This is a genomic window from Methylibium sp. (assembly GCF_965279545.1).
Lineage (GTDB): Bacteria > Pseudomonadota > Gammaproteobacteria > Burkholderiales > Burkholderiaceae_C > Methylibium.
In genome coordinates, this window is sequence record NZ_OZ257250.1 from 867,607 (window position 1) to 891,901 (window position 24,295).

General features: G+C 68.6%; 23 protein-coding genes. 12 read left to right on the plus strand and 11 right to left on the minus strand.

Going from position 1 to position 24,295, the window contains the following annotated elements:
• Window positions 1-153: 153 nt before the first annotated feature.
• The 5 genes from ACQY9S_RS04095 to aat form a co-directional block, all read right to left on the minus strand.
• Entirely contained in the window at window positions 154-1,224 is a 1,071-nt protein-coding gene (locus ACQY9S_RS04095) for an AbiJ-NTD4 domain-containing protein (protein WP_428423289.1), read from the minus strand.
• A gap of 27 nt (window positions 1,225-1,251) precedes the next feature.
• Window positions 1,252-1,716, minus strand: a complete 465-nt coding sequence (locus ACQY9S_RS04100) for a hypothetical protein (protein WP_428423290.1) — start codon at window positions 1,714-1,716, stop codon at window positions 1,252-1,254.
• Window positions 1,717-2,222: 506 nt separating this feature from the next.
• Complete coding sequence (locus ACQY9S_RS04105; RefSeq protein ID WP_428423291.1) at window positions 2,223-5,117, minus strand: C1 family peptidase; 2,895 nt, start codon at window positions 5,115-5,117, stop codon at window positions 2,223-2,225.
• Window positions 5,118-5,187: 70 nt separating this feature from the next.
• On the minus strand, window positions 5,188-5,970 hold the full coding sequence (locus tag ACQY9S_RS04110; RefSeq protein WP_428423292.1) for an arginyltransferase: 783 nt from the start codon (window positions 5,968-5,970) through the stop codon (window positions 5,188-5,190).
• The gene (gene aat, locus ACQY9S_RS04115; protein ID WP_428423293.1) at window positions 5,967-6,764 is read right to left on the minus strand and encodes a leucyl/phenylalanyl-tRNA--protein transferase; all 798 of its coding nucleotides are present in this window, start codon (window positions 6,762-6,764) and stop codon (window positions 5,967-5,969) included. Before aat ends, ACQY9S_RS04110 begins: the two co-directional genes overlap by 4 nt.
• Before the next feature lie 157 nt (window positions 6,765-6,921).
• Here aat and ACQY9S_RS04120 point away from each other — a divergent pair, with 157 nt between their 5' ends.
• From ACQY9S_RS04120 to ACQY9S_RS04130, 3 genes are read left to right on the plus strand one after another with little or no spacing between them, the layout of a single operon-like run.
• Window positions 6,922-7,191, plus strand: coding sequence for a FeoA family protein (locus ACQY9S_RS04120; protein ID WP_428423294.1), 270 nt, complete (start codon window positions 6,922-6,924; stop codon window positions 7,189-7,191).
• Window positions 7,188-9,074, plus strand: coding sequence for a ferrous iron transporter B (feoB, locus tag ACQY9S_RS04125; protein WP_428423295.1), 1,887 nt, complete (start codon window positions 7,188-7,190; stop codon window positions 9,072-9,074). The genes ACQY9S_RS04120 and feoB overlap by 4 nt, the downstream gene beginning before the upstream one ends.
• 10 nt (window positions 9,075-9,084) lie before the next feature.
• Window positions 9,085-9,351 (plus strand): DUF6587 family protein, encoded by a 267-nt coding sequence (locus tag ACQY9S_RS04130; protein ID WP_428423296.1) that lies wholly within the window; start codon window positions 9,085-9,087, stop codon window positions 9,349-9,351.
• 42 nt (window positions 9,352-9,393) lie between these two features.
• Here ACQY9S_RS04130 and ACQY9S_RS04135 read toward each other — a convergent pair whose 3' ends face one another.
• On the minus strand, window positions 9,394-10,686 hold the full coding sequence (locus tag ACQY9S_RS04135) for a DUF3422 family protein (RefSeq protein WP_428423297.1): 1,293 nt from the start codon (window positions 10,684-10,686) through the stop codon (window positions 9,394-9,396).
• A gap of 99 nt (window positions 10,687-10,785) precedes the next feature.
• Here ACQY9S_RS04135 and soxZ point away from each other — a divergent pair, with 99 nt between their 5' ends.
• Window positions 10,786-11,565, plus strand: a complete 780-nt coding sequence (soxZ, locus tag ACQY9S_RS04140; RefSeq protein ID WP_428423298.1) for a thiosulfate oxidation carrier complex protein SoxZ — start codon at window positions 10,786-10,788, stop codon at window positions 11,563-11,565.
• Between the two features lie 125 nt (window positions 11,566-11,690).
• Here the strand turns inward: soxZ and ACQY9S_RS04145 are convergent, their stop codons facing one another.
• The 3 genes from ACQY9S_RS04145 to ACQY9S_RS04155 form a co-directional block, all read right to left on the minus strand.
• Window positions 11,691-12,959 (minus strand): FCSD flavin-binding domain-containing protein, encoded by a 1,269-nt coding sequence (locus tag ACQY9S_RS04145; RefSeq protein WP_428423299.1) that lies wholly within the window; start codon window positions 12,957-12,959, stop codon window positions 11,691-11,693.
• Between the two features lie 10 nt (window positions 12,960-12,969).
• Complete coding sequence (locus ACQY9S_RS04150) at window positions 12,970-13,299, minus strand: c-type cytochrome (protein WP_428423300.1); 330 nt, start codon at window positions 13,297-13,299, stop codon at window positions 12,970-12,972.
• A gap of 80 nt (window positions 13,300-13,379) precedes the next feature.
• Window positions 13,380-14,321, minus strand: a complete 942-nt coding sequence (locus ACQY9S_RS04155) for a LysR family transcriptional regulator (protein ID WP_428423301.1) — start codon at window positions 14,319-14,321, stop codon at window positions 13,380-13,382.
• 118 nt (window positions 14,322-14,439) lie between these two features.
• Here ACQY9S_RS04155 and cbbX point away from each other — a divergent pair, with 118 nt between their 5' ends.
• From cbbX to ACQY9S_RS04185, 6 genes are all read left to right on the plus strand, one after another.
• On the plus strand, window positions 14,440-15,399 hold the full coding sequence (gene cbbX / locus ACQY9S_RS04160) for a CbbX protein (protein WP_428423302.1): 960 nt from the start codon (window positions 14,440-14,442) through the stop codon (window positions 15,397-15,399).
• A 35-nt stretch (window positions 15,400-15,434) separates the two neighbouring features.
• A complete protein-coding gene (locus ACQY9S_RS04165) occupies window positions 15,435-16,490 on the plus strand; it encodes a class 1 fructose-bisphosphatase (protein WP_428423303.1) in 1,056 nt (351 codons plus the stop codon).
• A gap of 2 nt (window positions 16,491-16,492) precedes the next feature.
• Window positions 16,493-17,368: a phosphoribulokinase gene (locus ACQY9S_RS04170; RefSeq protein ID WP_428423304.1), complete on the plus strand. Its 876-nt coding sequence runs from the start codon at window positions 16,493-16,495 to the stop codon at window positions 17,366-17,368.
• A gap of 30 nt (window positions 17,369-17,398) precedes the next feature.
• Window positions 17,399-18,091 carry an HAD-IA family hydrolase gene (locus ACQY9S_RS04175; protein ID WP_428423305.1) on the plus strand — a complete coding sequence of 231 codons (693 nt, stop codon included), beginning with the start codon at window positions 17,399-17,401 and terminating at the stop codon, window positions 18,089-18,091.
• 25 nt (window positions 18,092-18,116) lie between these two features.
• Window positions 18,117-18,890: an HAD-IA family hydrolase gene (locus tag ACQY9S_RS04180; RefSeq protein WP_428423306.1), complete on the plus strand. Its 774-nt coding sequence runs from the start codon at window positions 18,117-18,119 to the stop codon at window positions 18,888-18,890.
• A 143-nt stretch (window positions 18,891-19,033) separates the two neighbouring features.
• A complete protein-coding gene (locus tag ACQY9S_RS04185; RefSeq protein ID WP_428423307.1) occupies window positions 19,034-19,927 on the plus strand; it encodes a caspase family protein in 894 nt (297 codons plus the stop codon).
• A 130-nt stretch (window positions 19,928-20,057) separates the two neighbouring features.
• Here the strand turns inward: ACQY9S_RS04185 and ACQY9S_RS04190 are convergent, their stop codons facing one another.
• The gene (locus ACQY9S_RS04190; protein WP_428423308.1) at window positions 20,058-20,696 is read right to left on the minus strand and encodes a thioredoxin family protein; all 639 of its coding nucleotides are present in this window, start codon (window positions 20,694-20,696) and stop codon (window positions 20,058-20,060) included.
• A gap of 502 nt (window positions 20,697-21,198) precedes the next feature.
• Between ACQY9S_RS04190 and ACQY9S_RS04195 the strand changes: the two genes are divergently transcribed.
• Window positions 21,199-21,828, plus strand: coding sequence for an OmpW/AlkL family protein (locus ACQY9S_RS04195; protein WP_428425579.1), 630 nt, complete (start codon window positions 21,199-21,201; stop codon window positions 21,826-21,828).
• A 166-nt stretch (window positions 21,829-21,994) separates the two neighbouring features.
• The gene (locus ACQY9S_RS04200; protein WP_428423309.1) at window positions 21,995-23,587 is read left to right on the plus strand and encodes an AAA family ATPase; all 1,593 of its coding nucleotides are present in this window, start codon (window positions 21,995-21,997) and stop codon (window positions 23,585-23,587) included.
• A gap of 66 nt (window positions 23,588-23,653) precedes the next feature.
• On the opposite strand, the gene ACQY9S_RS04205 is transcribed toward ACQY9S_RS04200, so the two are convergent.
• Window positions 23,654-24,088, minus strand: coding sequence for a universal stress protein (locus ACQY9S_RS04205; RefSeq protein ID WP_428423310.1), 435 nt, complete (start codon window positions 24,086-24,088; stop codon window positions 23,654-23,656).
• Between the last annotated feature and the right edge of the window lie 207 nt (window positions 24,089-24,295).

The window sequence follows — 24,295 nt, forward strand, 5'->3', positions numbered from 1 at the left end:
CAGCAAGCAGCCCTTCGTCGACACCATTGATGAGGAGCGGTCCCAGGCTTGGGGCTGGCTACACACGACGACTGCAGCCTCCCGCTCGAACTTCCCATGACATTGGAGGTCGCGATACTGTTGGCTAGCATGGTCCTGCTCTCTCGTCAGGGGCTAGAGACGCATGATCAAGCTCTTGACCCACGACATGCAGAAGTCGATGGTCTGATCGATCTGCTGCGGGGTGAAGTTCGGCATGTCCTTGGAGCCGGGACCATGTCCGAGATCGTTCCGCACATCGCTGTAGAAGCGCTGCATAGACTGCCGCTCCCAGCCTTCGATGAAGGCGCCGTTCGCCTTGCTCTCAAGGTGGTTTAGGTAATCGGACACGCCCTTCTCGTTCCCCTTCTCCCACCCCTTGATCGTGCAGATGATCTTGATCGTGCTCTCAAGCGCCTTGGCAGCGTAGAACGACGGGTCACGGCCACCGGTATCGCGGAGGTCAATCGCTTCGGCCATGTCGATGCTGACGTTCTTCCACTGTGGATCCTTGACGAGATTCCAGAACGGCTGCTCGATCTGCGCCTGCACCTGCTCGTCCTGCGCGATCTGGATGAAACCGTTGTGATAGTGCAGCGGCATGCCGGCCTGCTTGAAGCGCTGGTTCAGCTCATGCACGTTCGCCTGGAACGCCGCGTTCAGGGATTCGTTGGCTGCCTTCACACCGTCGACACGCGAGCCAGGAAGGCGGATGCCGGTCGTCTTCATCTTCGCCAAGTGGTCTTGAATCGCGGCCTGCTGCAGCACCCCCGGTAGCTTTTCGTTCGCGGCTCGCACCTGTTCTTCGCGCGTGCGGAAGGCCAGCTCGATGAAGCTCAGTCGACGCTTGACGAACGCGTCCGCATCCATCTTCTCGGGCGCGAACTTCACATTCAGCCACTGCTCGACCACAGAGTTCATATTGCACCAGCCGCTATTTGTGATCGGCTTGCCCATCCACTCTGTTTGATAGGAGTACCACTTCGGTGACAGCTCCTTTACGCCGATCTCCATTGACAAGTGATCATGGATGCTCGTCCAGATCGCCTTGACGGACTCGTCAACCTTCTTGTCGTACCCGTAGTACGTCCAGATTTGCTCGTTGACGATGCGGTACGCCTGAACGAACAGCGTGCTCTCACGCTGACCAACGGCGTCGAACATAGGCCGCTTCTCGTACCTTCGGAAGAAGACATCGGTCAGCATGTTTGAATTCTCTCGTCGTCGGGTGTCTTACTTCCGCCCAACGGGAGGACGAAGTGAGTCGATGAACAGGGACCGACCGTTGTCCTTGTACATCCAGAACTTCCAACCGTTCGTCGATGCGGCCGTATCGGTCGCGCCGCAGTCCTTCTTGGCTGCGAAGGCGGATGGGCTTACCTCATACGTTTTGCCTTTGTATTCGATGCCGCTGGTTGTAACCTTGGCGGTCAAGTGCTTGCCGTTGTAGTCGGCGAACAGCTCCAACCCGATCGGCAACTCGAATCCGCGCTGGCTCGTAAAGTGCGTCGGCGCCTTGGTCGGTGGCACGGTCAGGACGACATGCTTGGTCTGATTCGGGTACGCCTTGTCGTGCTCGTCAAGGATGCGGATGAGGATGCCTTCGAGGCCCTCCAACGCCGGCATGTCTGACTTGGACTGAACCCGCTGGAGGAGGCCCTTTGAGAGCGAGACGGGCACCATGATGCTGATGGTCATGAATTTCTCCACAGTTACTTTGAGTTAACTGTACAGCAACAACAAAGTAACTTCAAGCGTTTTGAGCAGATGAGGCGACCCGACTCGTCGCCAGCGTGCCGCCGATTGCACTGAGCCGCAGCGACCATAGGGAACTACACGGGAGCACCGAGTTCGGGCGGCCAGGGACTCGTCAACTCGCGCTGGTAGGTGACGTACGCGAACCAACTTGGTTCGCTGAGTTGCCTCCCTTGTCGGCGGACTGGCCACAATTGGATCGACTCGGGCCATCAGCGTCACTGGAGACCAACCGGTCTGGCGTTGATGCTGCCTGGCCGTGACGTCAGCGTCGGCTGCAACCCGCACTGCTGACGCTCACGACCACGATTGCCGCCGAACTGAACGTCGGCTTGATGGCGCCTACGGCGAGTTCGGCGACGGGCGGTGACAGGCTCCTTACGCTGCCGAGCCGACGGTCAGACCACTTCTTCAATCGCAATTCCCCAGCGCTTCCAGCCCCCTCAGGCCTAGAACCCCCGCAGATCCTCCACCGGCAACACCAGCGGCCCACCCAGGATGCGCTCGATGGTCGTGCCGATCACCGTGATGTCGTTGTCGAAGCTGCCGTGGCCCGCGCGGATGCGTGTGTCGGGCTTCGCGGTGAGGATATTGTCGTCCTTCACGAGCGTCAGGCGATTGGGTTCCTTCAGGCCAGCGTCGGCCGCGGCGTCGCGCCAGTTCTTCAGCGTCTCGCCCACGCTGGAGGTGCCGTCCCAGCCCGCATAGCTCGCGTCGAACACATGGCTGAGGCCCAGGATGGGCGTGCGCAGGTCGACCTCGAGCGCGTTGGACACGAAGTACAGCAGCGACTTGCGGTAGATCGCCCCCACGTTGTCGTCGCGCTCCACGTCGTCGGACAGCACGTGCAGGTACAGCCGCTTCATCAGCTCCACATGCGGCGTGTAGTGGCGGTTGGCGAACTGCACCGTGCAGGCCGGCGCGTAGAGGTGGATGGAGGCCACGCTGTTCGCGAGCCGCCGCGCCGCCATCGCGGTGAGCAGGTGGCCCAGGATGATGGAGCCGGCCGAGTGGCCCATGAAATGCAGCTCGAGGTCGGGGCCCCAGGTGTCGGCGAGCTTCTGCAGGGCGGTGATCAGCAGGTCGCCGCCGCGGCCCGAGCCGAAGGTCAGCTCGGCGTTCTCCTTCATCTCGCTCCAGATCGGGCGCGCCAGCGTGCGGCCGATGGTCTTCTCGATCAGCAGATCGGTGCGCTCCGAGATCATCTCGCCGAGGCCGGCGCCGGCCAGCGTGGGCTGCTTGCGAAAGGCGTCGGAGACGATGTTGCCTATCGACTCCAGCATGCCGGTCTTCCACACCAGGAACAGCGGGTAGCAGTCGTTGCCGACCAGGTAGCGGCCCAGTGCCCGCGCGCGCTTGATGGCGTCGGCCTCGCTGTTGAGGCCGCCGTGCGCATAGATCACGAGCCGCTTCTTCTTGCTGCCCTGGGCCTGGGTGCGGAACCACTGGTCGGGCAGGCCGGCCACCTGGTGCAGCAGGCTGCGGTTGGGCTCGTCCTCGGTCAGGTAGCGGCCGATGCGGCCGTCGTTGCCGAACACCACGCTGTGGCGGTAGGCCTGGTCCTCGCTCCACCAGTTGCGGGTGTCGCCGCCGCCGCCGGCGATCGAGGCGGTGCCGCCGATCGCGCTGCCCACGCGGCCCACCACCACGCCCGGCACGCCGATGGCCACGGCCCACGCGTCCATCGCGTTCGCGAGCCAGTCGCCGTAGCTCAGCATCGCAAAGCCGCCGAGCCCGAACTCGGCGCCCCAGGAGTTCTGCACGATGAAGCCGCGGCTGTTGAAGCCCACCAGCGCGAACGCATGGCCGTCGCGCTTGGAGGGCCGGCCGTCCCAGGGAATGAGCGGCAGGGCGGCGTGGTCCTCGGGCGGCTTGCGGCGGCTCGGCACGTCGTCCCAGCCGCCGTGCGTGAAGGCCGAGACGTAGACCGCGCCCACCTCCTGAATCGCAGCCTGCAGGTCGGTGATGGAGCCCAGGTCGATGCGCAGGTAGACGCCCAGCGTCGTGTGCGCCGCGCGCTGCGCGTAGCCGTAGCACGGCTTCGCGCTGTCCGGCTCGGAGTCCCAGTCGCCTTCGAGGCACACGCCGTGGTTGAACCAGCCCTTCAGCGCGCCGCGGCAGCTGGAGCCGTCGTAGTCTTCTCCGGCGTATTCGTCGTAGCGGCGCGCGAAGTTGTAGAACATCGCGGCGCTCACGCTCTCCAGCTTGGCCGGGATGCCGGCCTTGCGCCAGCGCAGGTAGTTCGCCACGCAGGCCAGGCCGAAGCCGGTGCAGGCGCCTTGCTGGCCCTGGTCGAGAACGAGCCCGGCCCGGCTGTAGCGCGGCAGGTAGCGCTTGATGTCGGCCGCGGGCGGAAACTCCTCGAGCAGGCTCACGGGCGGTGGCACGTAGGGGCGGTCGCGCAGATCGGTGGGGTCCTTGCGCACGGTCAGCGAGCGGCGGCGGCCCGCGGGGGCGGCTGCGGCCCCGGCGGCCATCGGCGCGGCCTTCTTGCGGGGCTGGGCTCGGGCGGCGGCCCTCACCATGTGCTCGGGCAGCGCGGTCTCCGCCAGCTCGAACACGGAGCTGAAGCGGTCGAGCCCGTGGCTGCCGCCGTTGACGAGCCGGCGCGCGGCGGCGAGGTCGTCGCGGGCCAGCGCGGGGCGCATGGCCTGGGCCTGGTGCGCAAGAAAGGCCGCCAGCAGCAGGGCCGCGACCTCGGGCGCGTTGGCCAGGTCGGGCTTGGCCGCGAGGTCCATGCCCAGCAGCTTGCCGTAGGCCGTGTAGTTGGCGCGCCCGGTGAGCTGCACGAAGCCGCGGCCCTTGAAGAGCGCGCCGTCGCCGGCCTCCGTGTTGCCCAGCATCTTGCCGAGGCGGGTGCCGGTTTCGTAGGCCGCAAAGGGCGTGCCGCCCGGCGGCGTGTTGAAGCGCGACGGCAGCTCAGCGATGGGCACGAAGCCTTCGCTCTCGGCGCGGATGGTGCCGAGTGCCGCGCAGACCATGGGCCGGTCGCGCAGCCCGGTGGCATCGAGCGCGGCCACCACATAGGGCAGGTAGCGCGCCACGTTCGCCGGCTTGGTGGCCGGGAACAGCAGGCGCACGGATTCGAAGGTTGCCGGCACTTCGAGCGCCGGCGTCGCGCGCAAGCCCAGCAGGCTCTGGCACAGGGGACCGATCACGCCATCGGCGATCAGGCCCACGCCGGATTGCCAGCGGCGGATCGCGGCCTCGCAGGCGGCATCGAGCACGTCGCCCTTGGCGAGGCCGGGAAAGTCGGCCGCGTCGCCGCCGAGTTGCCGGGCCAGTTCGGCGCGCAGCCGCGCGACGTCGGCGCCCTGGCTGCCGCGCATCAACAGGTTCTGCATGGTCCCCCTCCGCTGTGCCGGTTCGGCATGCGGCGGGCAGTGTGGGCCGCGGTGCCATGCGGCACCACCCCTAGCGCGGCGCGTGCGAGGCGTCAGCGGGGGGCGTCGGCGCGGCGGCGGGACCGGCGGTCCACTGGCCGTCGATCAGCATCTCGTTCGGCTTGAACTGCGCCTTGTACGACATCTTCGGGCTCTCGCCGATCCAGTAGCCGAGGTACACATGCGGCAGCTTGAGCTGGCGCGTCTGCTCGATCTGCCACAGCACGTTGTAGGTGCCGTAGCTGGTGTCGGGCTCGGGCTCGTAGAAGGTGTAGACCGCGCTCAGGCCGTCGTTCAGGATGTCGAGGATGGACACCATCTTCAGCGTGCCGAGCTGGCCCTCGGGCGCCGGCTCGCGGAACTCCACCAGGCGCGAATTGACGCGGCTTTGCAGCAGGAACTGCGTGTACTGGTCGATCGAGTCGTGGTCCATGCCGCCGCCGGCGTGGCGCCCGGCCTGGTAGCGCAGGTAGAGCTGGTAGTGCTCGGGCACGAAGCACAGCCGCAGCACGCGCGACTGCAGGCCCTGGTGCGCCTTCCAGGCGCGGCGCTGGCTGCGCGTGGACTGGAAGCCGGCGACCGGCACGCGCAGCGGCACGCAGGCGCGGCAGCCGTCGCAATAGGGCCGGTAGGTGAACATGCCGCTGCGCCGGAAGCCGTTGGCCACCAGGCCCGAGTAGGTGTCGGCGTGGATCAGGTGGCTGGGCGTGGCGACCTGCGAGCGCGCCAGCCGGCCTGCCAGATAGCTGCAGGGATAGGGCGCCGTCGCATAGAACTGCAGCGACGCGAGCGGTAGTTCTTTCGGATGGGTCACGGTCCGGCCGGGCGGGGCGATGTATCGGGCAGGCTGGGCGATGCAGGATTCGGGCCGCTCTCGAGCCCGAGCCGGGCCCAGTGCGATCGATCATAGGTCCAATCGCTGGGTGGGCGCTGCGGCACCGCATGCGCCAGATGTCCCTCGAACGTGGGGCGGTCGATCTCGCGCGCGCCCAGCGAGGCGAGATGGGCGGTGCGCTGCTGGCAGTCGATCAGCTCGATGCCATGGGCACGGCAGAACGCCACCAGCGCCGCCAGCGCGATCTTCGAGGCGTCGGTGGCATGCGCGAACATCGATTCGCCGAAGAACATGCGCCCGAGGTTGACGCCGTACAGGCCACCGACCAGCACGCCGTCGATCCAGGTCTCGAAGGAGTGCACGGCGCCCAGGCGGTGCCACTCGCCGTACGCGGCCCGCAGCTCGGGCTGGATCCAGGTGCCTTCCTGCCCGTCTCGCGGCGTGCCGGCGCAAGCGCCGATCACGCGGTCGAAGGCGTGGTCGATGCGGACCTCGCATCCGGGTCGCGCGATGAAGCGGCGCAGCGTCTTGCGCAGCGAATGCGAGAGCTTGAACTCGGCCACCGGCAGCACCATGCGCGGCTCGGGGCTCCACCACAGCACCGGCTGACCCTCGCTGTACCAGGGGAAGATGCCGCGGGCATAGGCCTGCGCCAGCCGCCGCGGCGAGAGGTCGTCGCCGGCCGCCAGCAGCCCGGGCGCCTCGCTGCCGGCCGGCAGCGCGTAGCGGGTGTCGGGCAATGGATCGTCGGGACTGGCGAGCCAGGTCAGCATGCCGCCATTGTCGGCAGACCCGCCGGCTCAGCCCGCTTCGCACGCGAAATGGCCACAGTGGGCTTCTGGCGAATGAGAGCGCGTATCATTTCCATCTCTATCTGGCTCCGCTGCAGGCGAGGCCGCCGGTCTGTGTTCTTGATTCGAGATGTCCGCCTTGATTCTTTCAGAACTGAAGATGGGTCAGCATGCGACCGTCACCGGGCTGCGGCTCACCGATGGCGCAGTCGACGCATCGCTGCTGCAGCGGCTCGGTGAACTCGGTTTCCTGCCGGGTGAGCCGGTGCGGCTGCTGCGCCGTGGCCCGGGAGGGCGGGAACCGCTGGCGGTGCAAGTCGGCGACACCCTGTTCGCGCTGCGCCTGGCCGAAGCGGGCTGCATCGAGGTCATGCCGCTCGACGTGGCGGTGAACGGCGGCGCGGCATGAACCCGGCCGCCACCCTCGAGTCGGGGCTGCTGCAGGTGGCCCTGGTCGGCAACCCGAACTGCGGCAAGACGGCGCTGTTCAACCTGCTGACCGGCGCGCGCCAGAAGGTCGCGAACTATGCCGGGGTGACGGTCGAGCGCAAGGTCGGCCTCGTGCCGCTCGGGGAAGGGCTGACGGTGTCGGTCTTCGATCTGCCCGGCACCTACAGCCTGACGCCGGTCACCCCCGACGAAGAGGTCACGCGCGACGTGGTCTTCGGCCGGCGCGCCGGAGAGTCGGCGCCGGATGCGATCGTCGCGGTGGTCGACGCGACCAACCTGCGCATGAACCTGCGCCTGGTGCTGGAGCTGAGGGCGCTGGGCCGCCCGATGATCGTCTCGCTGAACATGGCCGACGTGGCGCGCTCGCGCGGCCTGCAGATCGACGTGGCGCGGCTGTCGGCCGAACTGGGCGTGCCGGTGGTCGAGACGGTCGCCATCCGGCACAACGGCCATGCCCCTTTGCTGGCCGAGCTCGAACGCCAGTCCGCCCGGCTCGGTGCCGCGCCCGCCGGCGTCGCCATGCCGGCTGCGGCGCCCAGCCTGGACACGAGCAAGCTGCAGCGCGAGGTGCGCCGCATTCTCGCGATCGCTGCGCCGGGGGCCCTGCATTTCGAGCGCTTCGACCACCGCATCGACGCGGTGGTGATGCATCCGGCATGGGGCCTGGTGCTGCTCGGGATCCTGCTGTTCCTGATCTTCCAGGCGGTCTTCTCGTGGGCCAATCTGCCGATGGACGCGATCAAGGCCGGCATGGTCTGGCTCGGCGAGCAGGCCACCGCGAGCATGGCCGCCGGCCCGCTGCGCAGCCTGCTGGTCGACGGTGTGATCGCCGGCGTGGGCGGTGTGCTGGTGTTCCTGCCGCAGATCCTGATCCTGTTCTTCTTCATCCTCCTGCTCGAGGACTCCGGCTACCTGCCGCGCGCGGCCTTCCTGCTGGACACGGTGATGGGCAAGGTGGGTCTGTCGGGACGCGCCTTCATTCCGCTGCTGTCGAGCTTCGCGTGCGCGATCCCCGGCATCATGGCCACTCGCACCATCGCCAACTGGCGCGACCGCCTCGCGACCATCATGGTCGCGCCGCTGATGACCTGCTCGGCTCGCCTGCCGGTGTACGCGCTGCTGATCGGTGCCTTCATCCCGGCGCGCCATGTCGGGCCCTTCAACGCCCAGGGACTCACGCTGTTCGTGCTGTACGCCGCCGGCGTGCTGTCGTCGATGGCGGTGGCCTGGGTGCTCAAGCGCTTCTGGATGAAGAGCAGCTACCAGCCGCTGATGCTGGAGCTGCCGCCCTACCGCCTGCCGAGCCTGCGCAACCTGGGCTTCGGGCTGTGGGAGCGCGCGCGCATCTTCGTGCGCCGGGTCGGCGGCATCATCTTCGCGCTGACGGTACTGCTGTGGTTCCTGTCGAGTTACCCGGCGCCGCCCGACGGTGCGACGGGGCCGGCGATCCAGTACAGCGCGGCCGGCTGGCTGGGTCAGGCGCTGGAGCATGTGTTCGCGCCGATCGGCTTCAACTGGCAGATCTCGATCGCGCTGGTGCCCGGCCTCGCAGCGCGTGAGGTGGTGGTCGGCGCGCTCGGCACGGTCTACGCACTGTCGGGCAGCGAAGACGCGGTGGCCGAGACGCTGATGCCGGTGATCGCCAGTCAGTGGTCGGTCGCGACGGCCTACGCCTTGCTCGCCTGGTTCGTGTTCGCGCCGCAGTGCCTGTCGACGCTGGCCGTGGTCAAGCGCGAGACCAATTCGTGGCGCTATCCGCTGCTGATGGCCGCCTACCTGTTCGCGCTGGCCTATGTCGCCGCCTTCGCGACCTACCGCATCGCGCTCGCGCTGACGAGCTGAGGAGACGCTGATGCAGACCCTGATCGTCGGACTGCTCGTGCTGCTGTGCGCGGTCTACGCCGGGTGGACGCTGCTGCCTTCGGCCCTGCGCCGCCCGCTGGCCGGCTGGCTGTTGCGATGGCCGGTGCTCGGGCGTTGCGGGCCGGTGGCGGCGGCCCTGGGCCGCGCCGCCGCCGCACCGAACGCCTGCGGCTGCGATGGCTGTGATGCCAAGCCGGTCGCAGCGAAGGCCGGGGCGGCAGTGCCGATCCGCATCCACCGCCAGGCCAGGCGCTGACGCGCAGCCTTCGGGCCGAGCGCCGGGCCGTCCGGGGCTTCCTTACCCCTCGATGCGTTGCCGCAGCCGGCGCATGCCGAGCCAGGCGCTCAATGCGATCACCGGCACCGCGAGTGCCACCACCAGTTCCACCGGCACCGGCAGGTGCGCGGCATGCGCGCCCTTGGCGAGGTAGCCGATCAAGCCGACGCCGTAGTAGGTGATCGCGGCGACCGACAGGCCTTCGACGGCGGCCTGCAGCCGCAGCTGGAGGTGCTGGCGCGCGTTCATCGTCGAGAGCAGCTCGCGGGCGTGCTCCTGCTGCAGCGTCTCGACGCGCGTGCGCAGCAACTCGCTGGCGCGCGAGACACGCTCCGACAACGCGCCGAGCCGCCGCTCGGCCCAGGCGGTGGTGGTCACCGCGGGTTTGAGCCGGCGGTCCACGAACTCGCGCACCGTCTGCAGGCCTTCGACGCGCGTCTCGCGCAACTCGTCGATGCGCTGCTCCACCAGATCGAAGTAGGCCGACGAGGCCGAAAAGCGGCTGTGGTGCCGCGCGTAGGCCGCTTCGACCTCGCGCGCCAGGCGCGTCAGCGCATCCAGCAGCTGCGCTTCGTCGATCGCGTGGTTGTCAGGGCCGGTGTCGGCCAGACCGGCGAGCTGGCGTTCGAGTTCGTCGAGTCGGCGCGTCACCTGGCGTGCCACCGGCAGGCCGAGCAGGGCCATCATGCGGTAGGTGTCGATCTCGAGCAGGCGCTGCACGTTGCGGCCGAGCCGGCGCGGCGTGATCGCCGGATTGCTGACGCCGACCAGCCAGCGGCCATAGCCGTCGGGATGGAGGCGGAAATCGCTGAAGACCTGCAGGTCGCCATCGGCAATGGTGGCGCCGACCAGCGAATCGGCATCGAGCCAGACATCGGCCAGGCTGCGCAGCGTCTGCCCGCGCAGCCGCTCCGGTGGCGTCAACACCAGCAGGTTGCTCGCGACCATCAGCTCCCCGGGAACGGCGGCCAGCCAGCCGTCCGGGAGCGCGCGGTAGGCCGGTGGGGCGTCCAGCGCTTCTTCGGCGCGCAGCGGGCGCCACACGGTGTAGCTGATGAACTCGGTATGGCGCTCCCAGCGCAGCCGGCAGCCCGGCAGGTCGATGCTCAGGTGGTTGGCTTCGGGCGCCGGCAGCGGCAGGTGCAGTTCGCGCAACAGCGTCTCGAGGTGCGTGCGGTCGGCCGCCTGGGTCTCGGGGTCGCACACGAAGGCCAGGTGCGACACCGCGAGCGGCGCCTGCATGCGCTCATAAGGACGGGCATGAACTTCGTTGTAGAGCGCGGTGCGCAGGGGATGGGGATGGCGGGTCGGCATGGCACGGGAGTATCGCCGCGAGAACCCCCCGCCAACATGGCGACGCCGCCTCCCTTAGCATTCCCGAACCACGGTCCAGGGATTTCCAGATTGCCGAACATGCTGCGTCGTCGCGAACTGCTCTTCGGTGTCCTGGCGGCTGCCGCCCCGCTCGCACACGCCATCGACCTGCCGTCGTTCCGGCGGATCGCCTTCGACGCCAAGACGGTGCCGCAGCTGCTCGATGCGCTCGGACTGGCAGCGCCGGTGGCGAGCAAGGACGTGCTGCTGCAGGCGCCCGAACTGTTCGAGGACGGCAGCGTCGTGCCGGTGACGCTGGGCTGCAGCCTGCCGGGCGTGCGGCGCCTGCTGCTCGGTGTCGAGAGGAATCCGACGCTGCTGTCGGCGATCTTCGAGCCTGGCGAGGCGCTGGAGCCGAACCTGTCCACGCGCCTGAAGATGCAGGAGACCTCGAACGTCCTCGTGCTCGCCGTCATGAAGGACGGCCGTGTGCTGATGGCGAGCCAGGAGGTCAAGATCACGCTCGGTGGCTGCGGCGGCGCGGCAGCCGAATCGGAACCCGAGCAGGCCGCCCAGCCGACCCTGATCCGCGTTCAGCCGACGGCCGCCGGTGCGACGGTGCGCTCGCTGATGAAGCACGAGATGGAAAGCGGCCAGCGCAAGGACGGCAGCGGGCGCACCGTTCCCGCCTGGCACATCCAGGAGGTGGTGGCGCGCGTCAACGGACAGCCGGTGCTGAGCGCGCAGTGGGGCACCGCGGTGTCGAAGAACCCCTTCCTGCAGTTCGGCGTGCGCGGCATCAAGACGGGCGACAAGGTGTCGCTCGCGTGGGCCGACAACCACGGCGTGCGCCGCAGCGACGAAGTCACCGTCGCCTGAGGCGGGGAACCCGGCGAGACCCCGGCGGAGGGTGCCAATCGCATCGGCCGAGCGCCGGGCCGCCCCAAGCCGGCCGAGACCCCCTCGGGGGGTGGCTGCGGTAGGTCCGCAGCCGGGGGTGCCATTCACCCCAGCGTGTCGGCCCAGATGTTCTTCGCCCAGCCCAGCGCGTACTGCGCTTCGAGCGCATTGCGTTCGCCCGACAGTCCCCCGGAGCCGGCCACGGTCTTGAAGGTTCTCTCGGCCTCGACGTACTCGTGCACGCTGGCGACGTGGACCACCAGCTCCGGCGCGACGAAGCTGTAGCAGGTGTTGGTCAGCATCGGTCGCGGATTCGGCGCCAGGCCGGCGAGTTCGGAGACGATCGCGGCCGCCGCCACCTTGGCGTGCGAGTTGGCCATGTGGCCCGACTTCGGCATGCCCGCCGCAAGCTGGATCGCGTCGCCGATCACGTGGATGTCCTTCGCGGCGGTCGACTCGAAGTTCAGGTAGTCGACGCCGACCCAGCGCCGGTTCGAGTTCGCGAGGCCGGTCTGCACGGCGATCTGCCCGGCGCGCTGCTGCGGCAGCACGTTCAGCACATCGGCCTTGAAGTTCTCCTGCACCTCGAACTTCAGGGTGTTGCCTTCGACACCGACCACCTTGTGCTGCGGCCGGTACTCGATCAGGCCCGGATAGAGCTCGCTCCAGGCCTTCTTGAACAGCGCGCCCTTGGAGGTGACGTCCGGGTTGGCGTCGAACAGCAGCACCTTCGACTTCGGCTTGGCCTTCTTGAAGTAGGACGCCACCAGCGCCACGCGCTCGTAGGGGCCGGGCGGGCAGCGGTAGGGGGCTTCGGGCACCGTCAGCGCGTAGACGCCGCCGTCGGGCAAGTCTTCGAGCTGCCTGCGCAGGGCCACCGTTTCCGGGCCTGCCTTCCATGCTTGCAGCACGCGGCCCGAGGCGTGGGCTTCGCTCAGCCCGGGGACGGTGTCGAGCTGCAGTTCGACGCCCGGCGAGAGCACCAGCTTGTCGTAGCGGATGCTGCCGCCGCGCGCCAGCGTCACGGTCTTCTTCGCCGGGTCGACCGCCGAGACGCAGTCCTTCACGACCGTGACGCCGTGCCTGCTGCGCAGCGCATCGTAGCTCGTGGCGAGCGACGACAGATCGCGCACGCCTTCGAGCACCAGGTTGCTCAGCGGGCAGGAGATGAAGGTCTCGCCGGGCTCGATCAGCACCACGTCGATCCGGTGGTCGGACAGCAGCCTCACGTACTTGGCCGCGGTGGCCCCGCCGTAGCCGCCGCCGACCACGACCACCTTGGCCGACTCGGGCACGCGCGAACTGGCGCAGCCGCCCAGCAGCGCCAGCAGGCCGGTCGCGCCGGCGCCTTGGATCAATGCACGTCTTTGCACGCCCGTCTCCTCACTGCTGCGCGGCGAAATAGCCGGCGATCGCGTCGAGCTGCGCCGGCGTGTAGCCCTTGGCGAGCTGCTGCATGATCGTTGCGGGGCGCTTGCCCTCGCGGAAGGCGGTCAGCTGCTCGACGATGTAGCGCTTGTCGAGTCCCGCCAGGCGCGTGAGGCCGGACTCGGCGGCCGACGACTTGCCGTCGGTGCCGTGGCAGTTGGCGCAGGTGGCTGCCCAGCTGCGCAGCTGCAGGCTGGCCGTGTCCTGGGCCAGCGCGCCGCTGCCGCTCAGGCTGGCTGCCAGCGCGCAGGCGGCCAGCATCGGTCTCGGGGGCGGTGTCCGCACGGCAGTCTCCTCTCGTGGTCTTGTCGGTCGGTCCGCATGGTGCCAGTGCGGCTGCCCTTTGCAAAACTGCAGGACAAATATCAAGCTGCGTTCGTCGACAGCAGCGGCGTGTCGTGTGCCACCAGGTGGGCCTCGCCCTCCTCGAGGATGAAATAGCGAAACGCCTCGGCCGATGGCGACAGCAGCTTGGACAGCAGGTGCACGACGTTCCAGCTGCGCATCACGGGCGTGCCCTCGACATCGATCAGGTGCAGCAGGCCCGTCTTCACCTCGAGCCCGATCGTGTGCAGCGACAGGAACGACAGCCCCATGCCGGCCATCACCGCCTGCTTGATGGTCTCGTTGCTCGACATCTCCATGCTGATGCGCGGCTCGAAGCGCTGCTCGTGAAAGAACCACTCCATCGCGTTGCGCGTGCCCGAACCGGGCTCTCGCACGATGAACTGGTAAGGCGCCAACGCCTCCAGCGGCGGGTGGCCGACGCGCAGTAGCGGGTGGCCGGGTGGCGCCACGAACACCAGCGGGTGCGCCGCGAACGGCTCGGCGCGCGTGGCCAGCTCCTTCGGCGGGCGGCCCATCACGGCCAGGTCGCACTCGTTGGCGTGCAGCAATTCGAGCAACTGCTCGCGGTTCTGCGAGACCTGCAGGCGCACGTCGACGCCCGGATGTTCCTCGCGAAAGCGCGCCAGCAGCCGCGGCACGAAGTACTTGGCGGTGCTCACCATGCCGATCGTCAGCAGGCCGGTTTCCAGCCGCTGGAAGCGCGCCATCGCGTCGTCGGCATCCTTCAGCGTGGCCAGCAGGCGCTTGGCGTAGACGAGGTAGTACTCGCCGGCGGTGCTGAGCGACACGCCACGCCCGCTGCGCTCGAACAAGGCCATGCCGACCTGCGATTCGAGTTCCTTGACCTGCATCGTCACGGCCGGCGGCGTGAGGTGCAGCGCCTCGGCCGCACGCGCGAAGCTGAGGTGTCGAGCGACCTCGGTGAAAACCCGAAGCTGGCGGAAGGTGACGTTCTTCATTAAGTCAAATGTGAACTCAAAGCCAAGAAGATATGAATTCCCCTTAGTCCAATACGAACTTATCTTGAGGCCAACACGGCGTCAATCGACGCGACCCATGCACACCGACGAGACCGCGATGAGTCACCCGCTGCACGCCATCCCCGGAGCGGCCGAGTCCGCGTCAGCCGCTGGGCCGGCGAGCGCGGCCCAGCCGTCCGGCACGACGACGGTGGGTGAGGTGCTGGCCGACAGCCAGGTCGAGGCAGTGCTCGACGAGCTCGACCGCGATCTCATCGGCCTCAAACCGGTCAAGCAGCGCATCCGCGACATTGCCGCACTGCTGGTGATCGACAAACTGCGTCTCAAGCTCGGCCTGGCGGCGCAGAGCCCGTCGCTGCACATGAGCTTCACCGGCAACCCCGGCACCGGCAAGACGACGGTGGCGATGCGCATGGCGGAAATCCTGCACCGTCTGGGCTACGTGCGCAAAGGCCACCTGGTCGCGGTGACGCGCGACGACCTCGTCGGGCAGTTCATCGGCCACACCGCGCCCAAGACCAAGGAGGTGCTCAAGAAGGCGATGGGCGGCGTGCTGTTCATCGACGAGGCCTACTACCTCTACCGCCCCGAGAACGAGCGCGACTACGGCCAGGAGGCGATCGAGATCCTGCTGCAGGTGATGGAGAACCAGCGCGACGACCTGGTCGTGATCCTCGCCGGCTACAAGGACCGCATGGACACCTTCTTCAAGTCCAACCCCGGCATGAGTTCGCGCATTGCACACCACCTCGATTTCCCGGACTACTCGCAGGACGAACTGCTGGTCATCGCCGACCTGATGCTGCAGCAGCAGAACTACCGGTTCGGCACTGCGTCCGGGGCCGATGCCCGCGCCGCCTTCGGCGACTACCTCGCGCTGCGGCTCGTGCAGCCGCATTTCGCCAACGCCCGCTCGGTGCGCAATGCGCTCGACCGGGCGCGCCTGCGGCAGGCCAGCCGCCTGTTCGCCGACCGCGACCGGGCGCTGAGCCGCGAGGACCTGACGACGCTGAGCGCCGACGACATCCGCGGCAGCCGGCTGTTCCAGCAGGGCTGACCCGACCGAACACAAGACAGCACAGGAGAGCGCCCATGGACCCCATCGACCTCGAGCAATGGCTCTCGTCCCATCCGTGCGCACTGGCGGATGTGATCTGGCACGTCGCGGCGGCCTGCGCGCAGATCGGGCGCGCCTCGGCGCGCGGTGCGCTCGCCGGTCTGCACCGTGGCGCCGGCACAACCGGCTCCCCGAGCGCGGCGCAGCAGCCGCTCGACGTGCACGCCGATGCCTGCATGGCAGCGGCGCTCTCGGGCTGCGCCCATGTGGCCGGCTGGGCGAGTGCAAGGCAAGCCGATGTGACGGTCTCGCCGGAGCACGGCAGCGGCGGCGCCTACCTCGTGGTGTTCGATCCGCTGGGCGGCGCGTCGAACGTCGAGTCCAACATCTCGGTCGGCAGCATCTTCTCGGTGCTGCCCCACCTGTTCCGCGGCACGCCGGCCAGCGCCGCGGCCTTCATGCAGCCGGGGCGCCGGCAGGTCGCGGCCGGCTACGCGATCTACGGTCCGTCGACCGTGCTGGTGCTGAGCCTGGCGCAGGGCGTGCACCTGTTCACCCTCGACCCGGACGACCGCTGCGAGGCGGGCCGCTGGCTGCTGACGCGCCAGCACGTGCAGGTGCCCACGGCGACCACCGAGTTCGCGATCAATGCCTCCAACCAGCGCTTCTGGGAAAAGCCGGTGCAGCGCTACGTGGCGGAGTGCCTGGCCGGGCAGAGCGGGCCGCGCGGGCGTGACTTCAACATGCGCTGGGTGGCAAGCCTGGTGGCGGAGACCCACCGCATCTTCACGCGCGGTGGCGTTTTCCTGTATCCGCGCGACAACAAGGAGCCGTTCAAGCCCGGCCGACTGAGCCTGTTGCACGAAGCCGCGCCGATGGCCTGGCTGATGGAGCAGGCCGGGGCCGCCGCTTCCAGCGGCACCTGTCCGCTGCTCGATCTGGTGCCCGATGCGCTGCACCACAAGGTGTCGGTGATCCTGGGCTCGCGCGAAGAGGTGGAGCGCATCGTGTCCTACCACGAGGACCCGAGCGCCAACGTGTCCTGGCAGTTGTTCAAGACGCGCTCGCTGTTCATCCAACCGCAGGCCTGATCATGAGTCGCAAACATCCCGTCATCGTGGTGACCGGCTCCAGCGGTGCCGGCACGACCACTGTCAAGCGCGTGTTCGAAAACATCTTCCGGCGCGAAGGCATCCGCCCGGCGGTGATCGAGGGCGATGCCTTCCACCGCTTCTCGCGCGTGGAGATGAAGGAGCGCATCGCCCAGGGCGACCGCGAAGGTCACTCCGTCAGCCATTTCGGGCCCGACACGAACGAGTGGGCGCTGCTCGAGCAGCAGTTCCGCGCCTACGGGCAGGGCGGCCGCTGCAAGTCGCGCTACTACCTGCACAGCCACGAGGAGGCCGAGCCCTACACGCAGGAGCCCGGCAGCTTCACGCCGTGGTTCGAGACACCGGCCGACACCGACCTGCTGTTCTACGAAGGCCTGCACGGCTGCGTGAAGACCGACACCATCGACCTGGTGCGGCACGCCGACCTGAAGATCGGCGTGGTGCCGATCATCAACCTCGAGTGGATCCAGAAGATCCACCGCGACACCAAGGACCGCGGCTACTCCAAGGAGGCGGTGTCCGACGTGATCCTGCGCCGCATGCACGACTACGTGCACTACATCGTGCCGCAGTTCGGCGAGACCGACATCAACTTCCAGCGCGTGCCGGTGGTCGACACCTCGAACCCCTTCATCGCGCGCGACATCCCCACGGCCGGCGAGAGCCTGACGGTGATCCGCTTCAAGAGCCCGCGCGGCATCGACTTTCCCTACCTGCTGTCGATGATCGACAACTCCTTCATGAGCCGTGCGAATACCATCGTGGTGCCGGGCGGCAAGATGGACCTCGCGATGCAACTGATCCTCACCCCGATGATCCTGCGCCTGATGGAGATCCGCCGTGCCCAGCTCCAGTGACGATGACCGATCGACCGGCAAAGGACAAACATGAAGATACGCCTCGTGAGCTTCGACCTCGACGGCACGCTGGTCGATACTGCCGGCGAGATTGCCGAGGCCGTGCACCGTGCCTTCGACGATCTCGGCATCGCGCGCCGGCCACAGGCCGAGATCACCAGGCTGATCGGTCGCGGCACGCGCGAGCTGATGCTCAAGCTGCTGGCGCGCGTGATGCTCGAAGAGCCGGCGCTGGCCGAGCGGGTGCGGCCCGACGCGGTGCTCGAGCGCTTCGAGCACCACTACGCCGAGACGGCCGGTCGCTTCGGTCAGCCCTATCCGGGGTGCGTCTCGACGCTGGAGCGCTTGCGCGATCTGGGGGTGCGGCTGGTGTGCGTCACCAACAAGGAGCAGCGCCACGCCGAGCGCGTGCTGGCGGCAACGGGGCTCGACGGTTTTTTCAGCATGCTGATCGGCGGCGACACGCTGCCGGTCAAGAAGCCGCACACGGGCGTGATCGCGCATGTGCTGCGTCACCAGGGGGTCAGTGCGAACCACGCCGCGCATGTGGGCGACTCCTCGATCGACATCGAGAGCGCGCGCAATGCCGGTGTGCGGGCCTGGGCGGTGCCGCACGGCTACAACGCCGGCGTGCCGATCGAGGAGTCGCATCCAGACCAGCTGTTCCAGAACCTGCCGGCCATCGCCGACGAGGTGGATGCGCTGGGCCTGCTGCAGGCATGATGAGCGCTGACACCGGGAGACGCTGATGCTGGCCGCACTGCTGTGGGACGTGGATGGCACCCTCGCCGAGACCGAGCGCGACGGACACCGCGTCGCGTTCAACGAAGCCTTCGAAGCCCACGGCCTGCCGTGGCGCTGGAGCGTCGAGCGCTACGCCGAGCTGCTGCGCGTGACCGGCGGGCGCGAGCGCCTGCTGCACGACATGGCGACGCAGCCCGATGCCCCGGCGAGCCCGGCCGAACGCGAGCGGCTCGTCACTGCATTGCACGCCGAGAAGAACCGCCGCTACGGGCAGATCGTCGAGCGCGGCGGCATTGCGCTGCGCCCGGGCGTGCAGCGCCTGATGCGCGAGGCGGCGGCGCAGGGCGTGCAGCTCGCGATCACGACCACCACCTCGCGCGTGAACCTCGACGCGCTGCTGAGCGCCCGGCTCGGCGCTGCCTGGCACACGCAGTTCGCGGCCGCGGTGTGCGGCGAGGATGCGCCGGCAAGGAAACCCGACCCGCAGGTCTACCTGCGCTGTCTCGACGCGCTGCAGCTCGATGCCGATGAAGTGCTGGCGATCGAGGATTCGCCCAACGGCCTGGCAGCGGCATGCGCCGCCGGCATCGCGACGCTGGTCACGCGCAGCCTGAACTTCGCGAGCCACTCCTTCGAGGGCGCGCTCGCCGTCTGCGACGATCTCGATCAACCGGCCGCACCGTCACCGCGCCTGCGCGGGGCCCGTGCCGCGCGCATCGACCTGGCCTTGCTGCGGCAATGGCACGGGGCCTGGTGGCAGGAGCCGCTGCGGGCCTAGGACGCCTCGCTCCCGTCGGCGCCCGCTTGCCTGGCGCCGCAGCCCATCCGTCAAGCTAGGTGTGCTGTTGCGGCGGGCAACTGCCTACGATGCAGCCACGTCGGGGCGCCATCGCGCAGACACGGCGCAGAGGAGACAAGACCATGGTCACGAAGGCAAGCAAGGCGAAAGGACTGTCGCTGCACACGGGGCTCAACCTCGTCAGCGGCGCCCACTACGGCGGCTGGACGGGCGAACTCAGCGCCTGCGAATTCGACGCCAACGACATGGCGGCGCTGGCACGCGGGCAGGGGCTCAAGCCCACCGTGCTGCTGACGAAGAAGGCCACGCGCGCCGCGGTGCTGGCAAGCATCCGGGCGGCGGCCAAGTCGCTCAAGAGCGGTGACCTGTTCTTTCTGAGCTACTCGGGCCACGGCGGGCAGGTCCCCGACGTGACCGGTGAAGAGAGCGACAAGCAGGACGAGACCTGGTGCCTCTACGACGGTCAGCTGATCGACGACGAGCTGTATGCCGAACTCGGCCGCTTCGCCAAGGGCGTGCGCGTGCTGGTGCTGTCCGACAGCTGCCACAGCGGCACGGTGACGCGTGCCGCGCCACCGCCGCCAGGGGCTGCCGCGCCGGCGAAGTCGCGCATGATGCCGCCCGCGGTGGCGATGCGGACCTACCGCGACCACCAGGCCTTCTACGACAAGCTGCAGCGGGACGTGGCGCGTGCCGATGGCGGCAGGCCGGCCGACCCGGACGCCGCGCTGGCCCAGCTGGCGGTCAGCCCGCGCTTGACGGCGCTGGCCGCCCAGCTCAAGGCGGCGGTGATCCTCGTCTCGGGCTGCCAGGACAACCAGACTTCGCTCGACGGCGAGCACAACGGCGCTTTCACCGAGCGCCTGCTGATGGTGTGGAACCAGGGCAAGTTCGAGGGCAACTACGCCAGCTTCCATGCGCAGATCAAGGCGCGCATGCCGGCGAGCCAGACACCGAACCTGTTCGTGCTCGGACCTGCCGCAGCCTTCCTGCGGCAAAGGCCCTTCAAGCTCTGAGCACCCCGGGACTCGGCCAGCCAGGTCCGCTTCCCGAGGGGGTCGAGGAAGGGGCGCGCGGGGCGGCCCTTCTGCGCTTCGAAGCCCGGTGGTCGGGCGTCAGATCCGTCCCATCGGCAGCAGACGACGTTCAGCGGGCGTACCTGACGCTGCAGCCGTAGGGCGTGGCGGTGCCGGTCGTCACGGTCTTGCCGGCAAGCGATTCGGCCAGCGCCGCCTTGACGAAGTTGTTCGCGCTTTTCACGTCGGCCGGATCGGCCGAACGCCTGTCGTCGATGCCTCCGGCGTAGATCAGCGCGCCGGCGGGGTTGATTACGTACAGGTGAGGTGTGGTCCTGGCCGAGTAGGCCTTGCCGACGCTGCCCGAGTCGTCCAGCAACAGGGCCGTCGCGGCGCTGCCCCAGCGCTTGTACTTGTCGTGCAGCGCCGAGGGCTCCAGGTAGTCGCTCGTGTCCTTGGCGGTGGAGCTGATGGTCAGCCACACGACATCCTTGCCGGTGTATTCCTTCTGCAGGTCCTGCATGTTCCGCGAGCTGTAGTGCTTCTGGACGAAGGGGCACCCCGGATTGGTCCATTCCAGCACCACGTGCCGGCCCTTGAAGTCGGACAGCTTCACGGTCTTGCCGTGCGTGTCCTTCAGTGCGAAGGCGGGGGCCGCTTCGCCGACCGTCACGGCCAGCGCCGAAGCCGGCAACGCCCGCAGCACGCTCGGCAGCGCGAGCAGGCAGGCTGCGAGGGCAAGCCGGTGCCGGGTGACGCAGGGTCGCATGGTTGTCTCCTTCGAATGACAGGCTTCATCTCGTCGGCACACATCGCCAGCTTCGACTGCGCAAGGGCCCGCATGGTTTCATCGGTGGACAGCACACGGCCTCTGTTGAGCTGACGGCTCCGACTGCAAGCGCGGTATGCGCTCAGGCCGCGGCGGAGCATGGCGAGCTTGCAGGCCGGCAGGCCGCGTCACGGGCATCGTCACCTGCGGCGCATCCGCCTAAGCCCTTGATTTTCATTGTGCGGGCACGGCGTCGAATGCACTTCGCCCCGCCGACGGACGCTGGCACGTCTTGTGCGCCTTGTGCAGCCCAAGCCGCGGCGCGAAGCGGCGGCATGGCGGCAAACGGGCCCGGCAGCGGGTGCCGTCGTGGAGCACGTGGCCGTGTCCGGGGCACCGCCGGGCCGCATGCCCCTGATCCCTGCCGCGGGAGATCCACCGACCCGCGGTCTTTGCAACGGTGGAACAAGAGGAGACGAGAACCGTGAAACTGACCAAAAAAATGGGGCATGTGGCCCTGGCCGCGGGATGCCTGCTCGCCAGCGCGGGGCTGCACGCGCAAGAGGGCCCGCTGATGATCCGCGCGCGCGCCCTGCTCATCGACCCGACCCACAAGTCCGATCCGATTGCGGCGCTTGCCGTGCCGGCCGATGCGATCGAGGTCAACCGCAGGTGGGTGCCCGAGCTCGACATCACCTACTTCCTGTCCAAGAACCTGGCGACCGAACTGGTGCTCGCCTACACACGGCTGGACGTGAGGGTGAAAGACAGCGCCATCGGCGCCTTCGATGCCGGATCTTTCCGCGCTTTGCCGCCGACGCTCCTGCTTCAATACCACTTCCTGCCGGACGGCGGCATCCGCCCGTATGTCGGTGCCGGCATCAACTACACGCGGATTTCGCACGTGAGGCTCTCGGTGCCGGGTGTCACGCCGCTGTACCTCGACAAGTCCAGCGTCGGCGCTGCCTTGCAGGCGGGTGTCGACGTCAAGCTGGGCGGGCCCTGGTACCTGAACGTCGACCTGAAGAAGGTGTGGATCGAATCGGACGTGAAGGACGGCGCAGGGACGCGGCTGTCGACTGTCAAGCTCGACCCGGTGCTGTTCGGTATCGGTATCGGCTACCGGTTCTGATGGAACTCGCGCGCGGCGGCAGGCCATGCCGCCGCGCGCTCGGCGCACGACTCGACCTTGGGGTCGCTGCGCTTTGGCCCGCGCGCCGCTGGCCCGCACGACCGGTTGACGCGCATCAAGGGGGTGAACCGCCGCCGAGGGCAAGATGCTCCGACTGGACGCCACCTTGAGCTCGCTTCATCCATCACCAGGCGATGATCTCGCCCAGGCGCTGCGTCGCCGGCTCGCGACCGACGAAGGCGCTGCCGTGGAGTTGATCGAGACGCACATCTCGTGGGTGCTGCTGACGGAGCGCCACGCCTACAAGATCAAGAAGCCGGTGCGATTCGGCTTCGTCGACTTCACGAGCCTCGAGGCGCGCCGGCAGGGCTGTGAGGACGAGTTGCGTCTGAACCTGCGGCTCGCGCCGTCGCTGTACATCGGCGTGGTCGAAATCCGAGGGACTGCTGAAGCACCCCGCCTGGTGGGCGAAGGGCCAGTGCAGGAGTACGCGGTCTGCATGCACCGCTTTCCACCCGGGGCGCTGCTGAGCGAACGGCTCGTCGCCGGCACGCTGGAGCCGGCGCAGCTCGACCGGCTCGCGCAGCGCCTGGCCGTGTTCCACGACGAGGCCAGGGTGGTCGAAGCGGGCGCGTCCCACGGTGCGGCAACCACGGTCACTCGCGCTGCACTGGGCGCGCTGGACGGCATCGGGCAGAGCGCTCTTGCCACGGGCTGCGGGCGCCTGCGTCGCTGGCTCGAAGCGCAGGCCGTCATGCTGGCGCCGCTGTGGGCCGAACGCCAGGCCAGAGGCCGCGTGCGCGAATGTCACGGCGACCTGCACCTGGCCAATGTCGTCGTCCTCGGCGACGAGGTCACGGCCTTCGATTGCCTCGAGTTCGACGAGACCTTGCGCTGCATCGACGTGCTCGCCGACATCGCCTTCCTCGTGATGGACCTGCTGGCCCACGGTCGGCGTGATCTCGCGTTCCATTTCCTGAACGCCTATCTGGAGCACACCGGCGACTATGCCGGTCTGCCGGTGCTGCGCTTCTACCTCGTGTACCGCGCGCTCGTCCGGGCGCAGGTCGGCCTGTTGCGCCGCCGGCAGGGCGGCGGGGCCGCGGCGTCGGGACAGCCGGCACCGGACTACTTTGCGCTGGCACGGCGGCTCGCGACGCAGCGCGATCCGCGGCTACTGGTCACGCACGGCCTGCCCGGTTCGGGCAAGTCCTTCCTGTCGCAGCGGCTGCTCGAGCGGGTGGGCGCGATCCGCGTGCGCGCGGACGTCGAACGCAAGCGCCTGTTCGGCCTGGCACCGCTGGAAAGCTCGCGCGGCCGGGCGGCGCGGTACGTCTACGGCGAGGCCGCGACGGCGCGGACCTACGCCCGCCTGGCGCATGCCGCCCAGGACGCACTGCGGGCCGGCTATCCGACCATCATCGATGCGGCATGCCTGCGTCGCAGCGAGCGGGCTCGCTTCGTCGAGCTGGCCGGTCAACTCGGGGTGCCCTTCCTGCTGCTCGACTGCGAGGCCGACTTCGATGTCATGCGCGGGCGCATCCAGGCGCGCGAACAGCGCGGCGACGACGCTTCGGAAGCGGACGTGGCCGTTCTGGAGCGCTTGTCGACGCTTCGTGAAGACCTCAGCGCGGCCGAGCGCTGCCAGGCCTTGCAGGTCGACACCGGACGAGCGGCTTCGATCGATGCGCTGGCTGGCGCCTGGCTCGGCCGTGCCGCCGACGAGACTCGAGGAGCCGCCGCCGGCCCGCCGGCGTGACAGCGGTTGCCGCTGCCGCGCACGGCACCGGCAGCGCCGGATCGGCTGCAGCCCGCCGGCCTCGGGTCAGCTCGAAGACGGCTTGACGATCGTCACCGGCACGGGCGACGCGTGCAGCACGGCCTGAGAGACCGAGCCGAGCAGGGCGCTGCGCAGCACGCCGTGGCCGCGGGCACCGATGATCACCGCGTCGCAAGCGAAGCGCTTGACCATCTCGACCAGCGCATCGGCCGGCATGCCCGAGCCGATCTCGCTGTCGAACGCGACGGATGCGGCCTCGAGCATCGCCTCGGCGGCCTCGAGTGCGCGTTCGCCGGTGGCACCCGTGACGCGCTCGAGCACCTCGGCGTCCGGTGCGAGCACCATCTCGTAGACGCAGGTGGGCTCCTGCACGGTGGCGAGCACGAAGCGCGCCTGCAGCCCGTCGCGCACCAGTGCGATCGCGAACTTCACCGCTTCGAGGGCGCAAGCGGAGCCGTCGACGGCCAGCAGCATCTTCATGGGGCACTCCAGTTCACGGGGCATCGATGGGTCGGTGACAGGCTCGCCGCGAAAGGCTAGCCCCACGGCGTGCGGCAGGGCTTGCCCCAGATCAAGCAGGCATCTTGCGGTCCGGGCGTTCGGCCGGGGGGCGGGTGTGTGCGGTGTACTTGCGCGCCGCTCGGGGTCGAGACCCGTCAGAAGGGATCGGATCGCTTGTTCAGGATG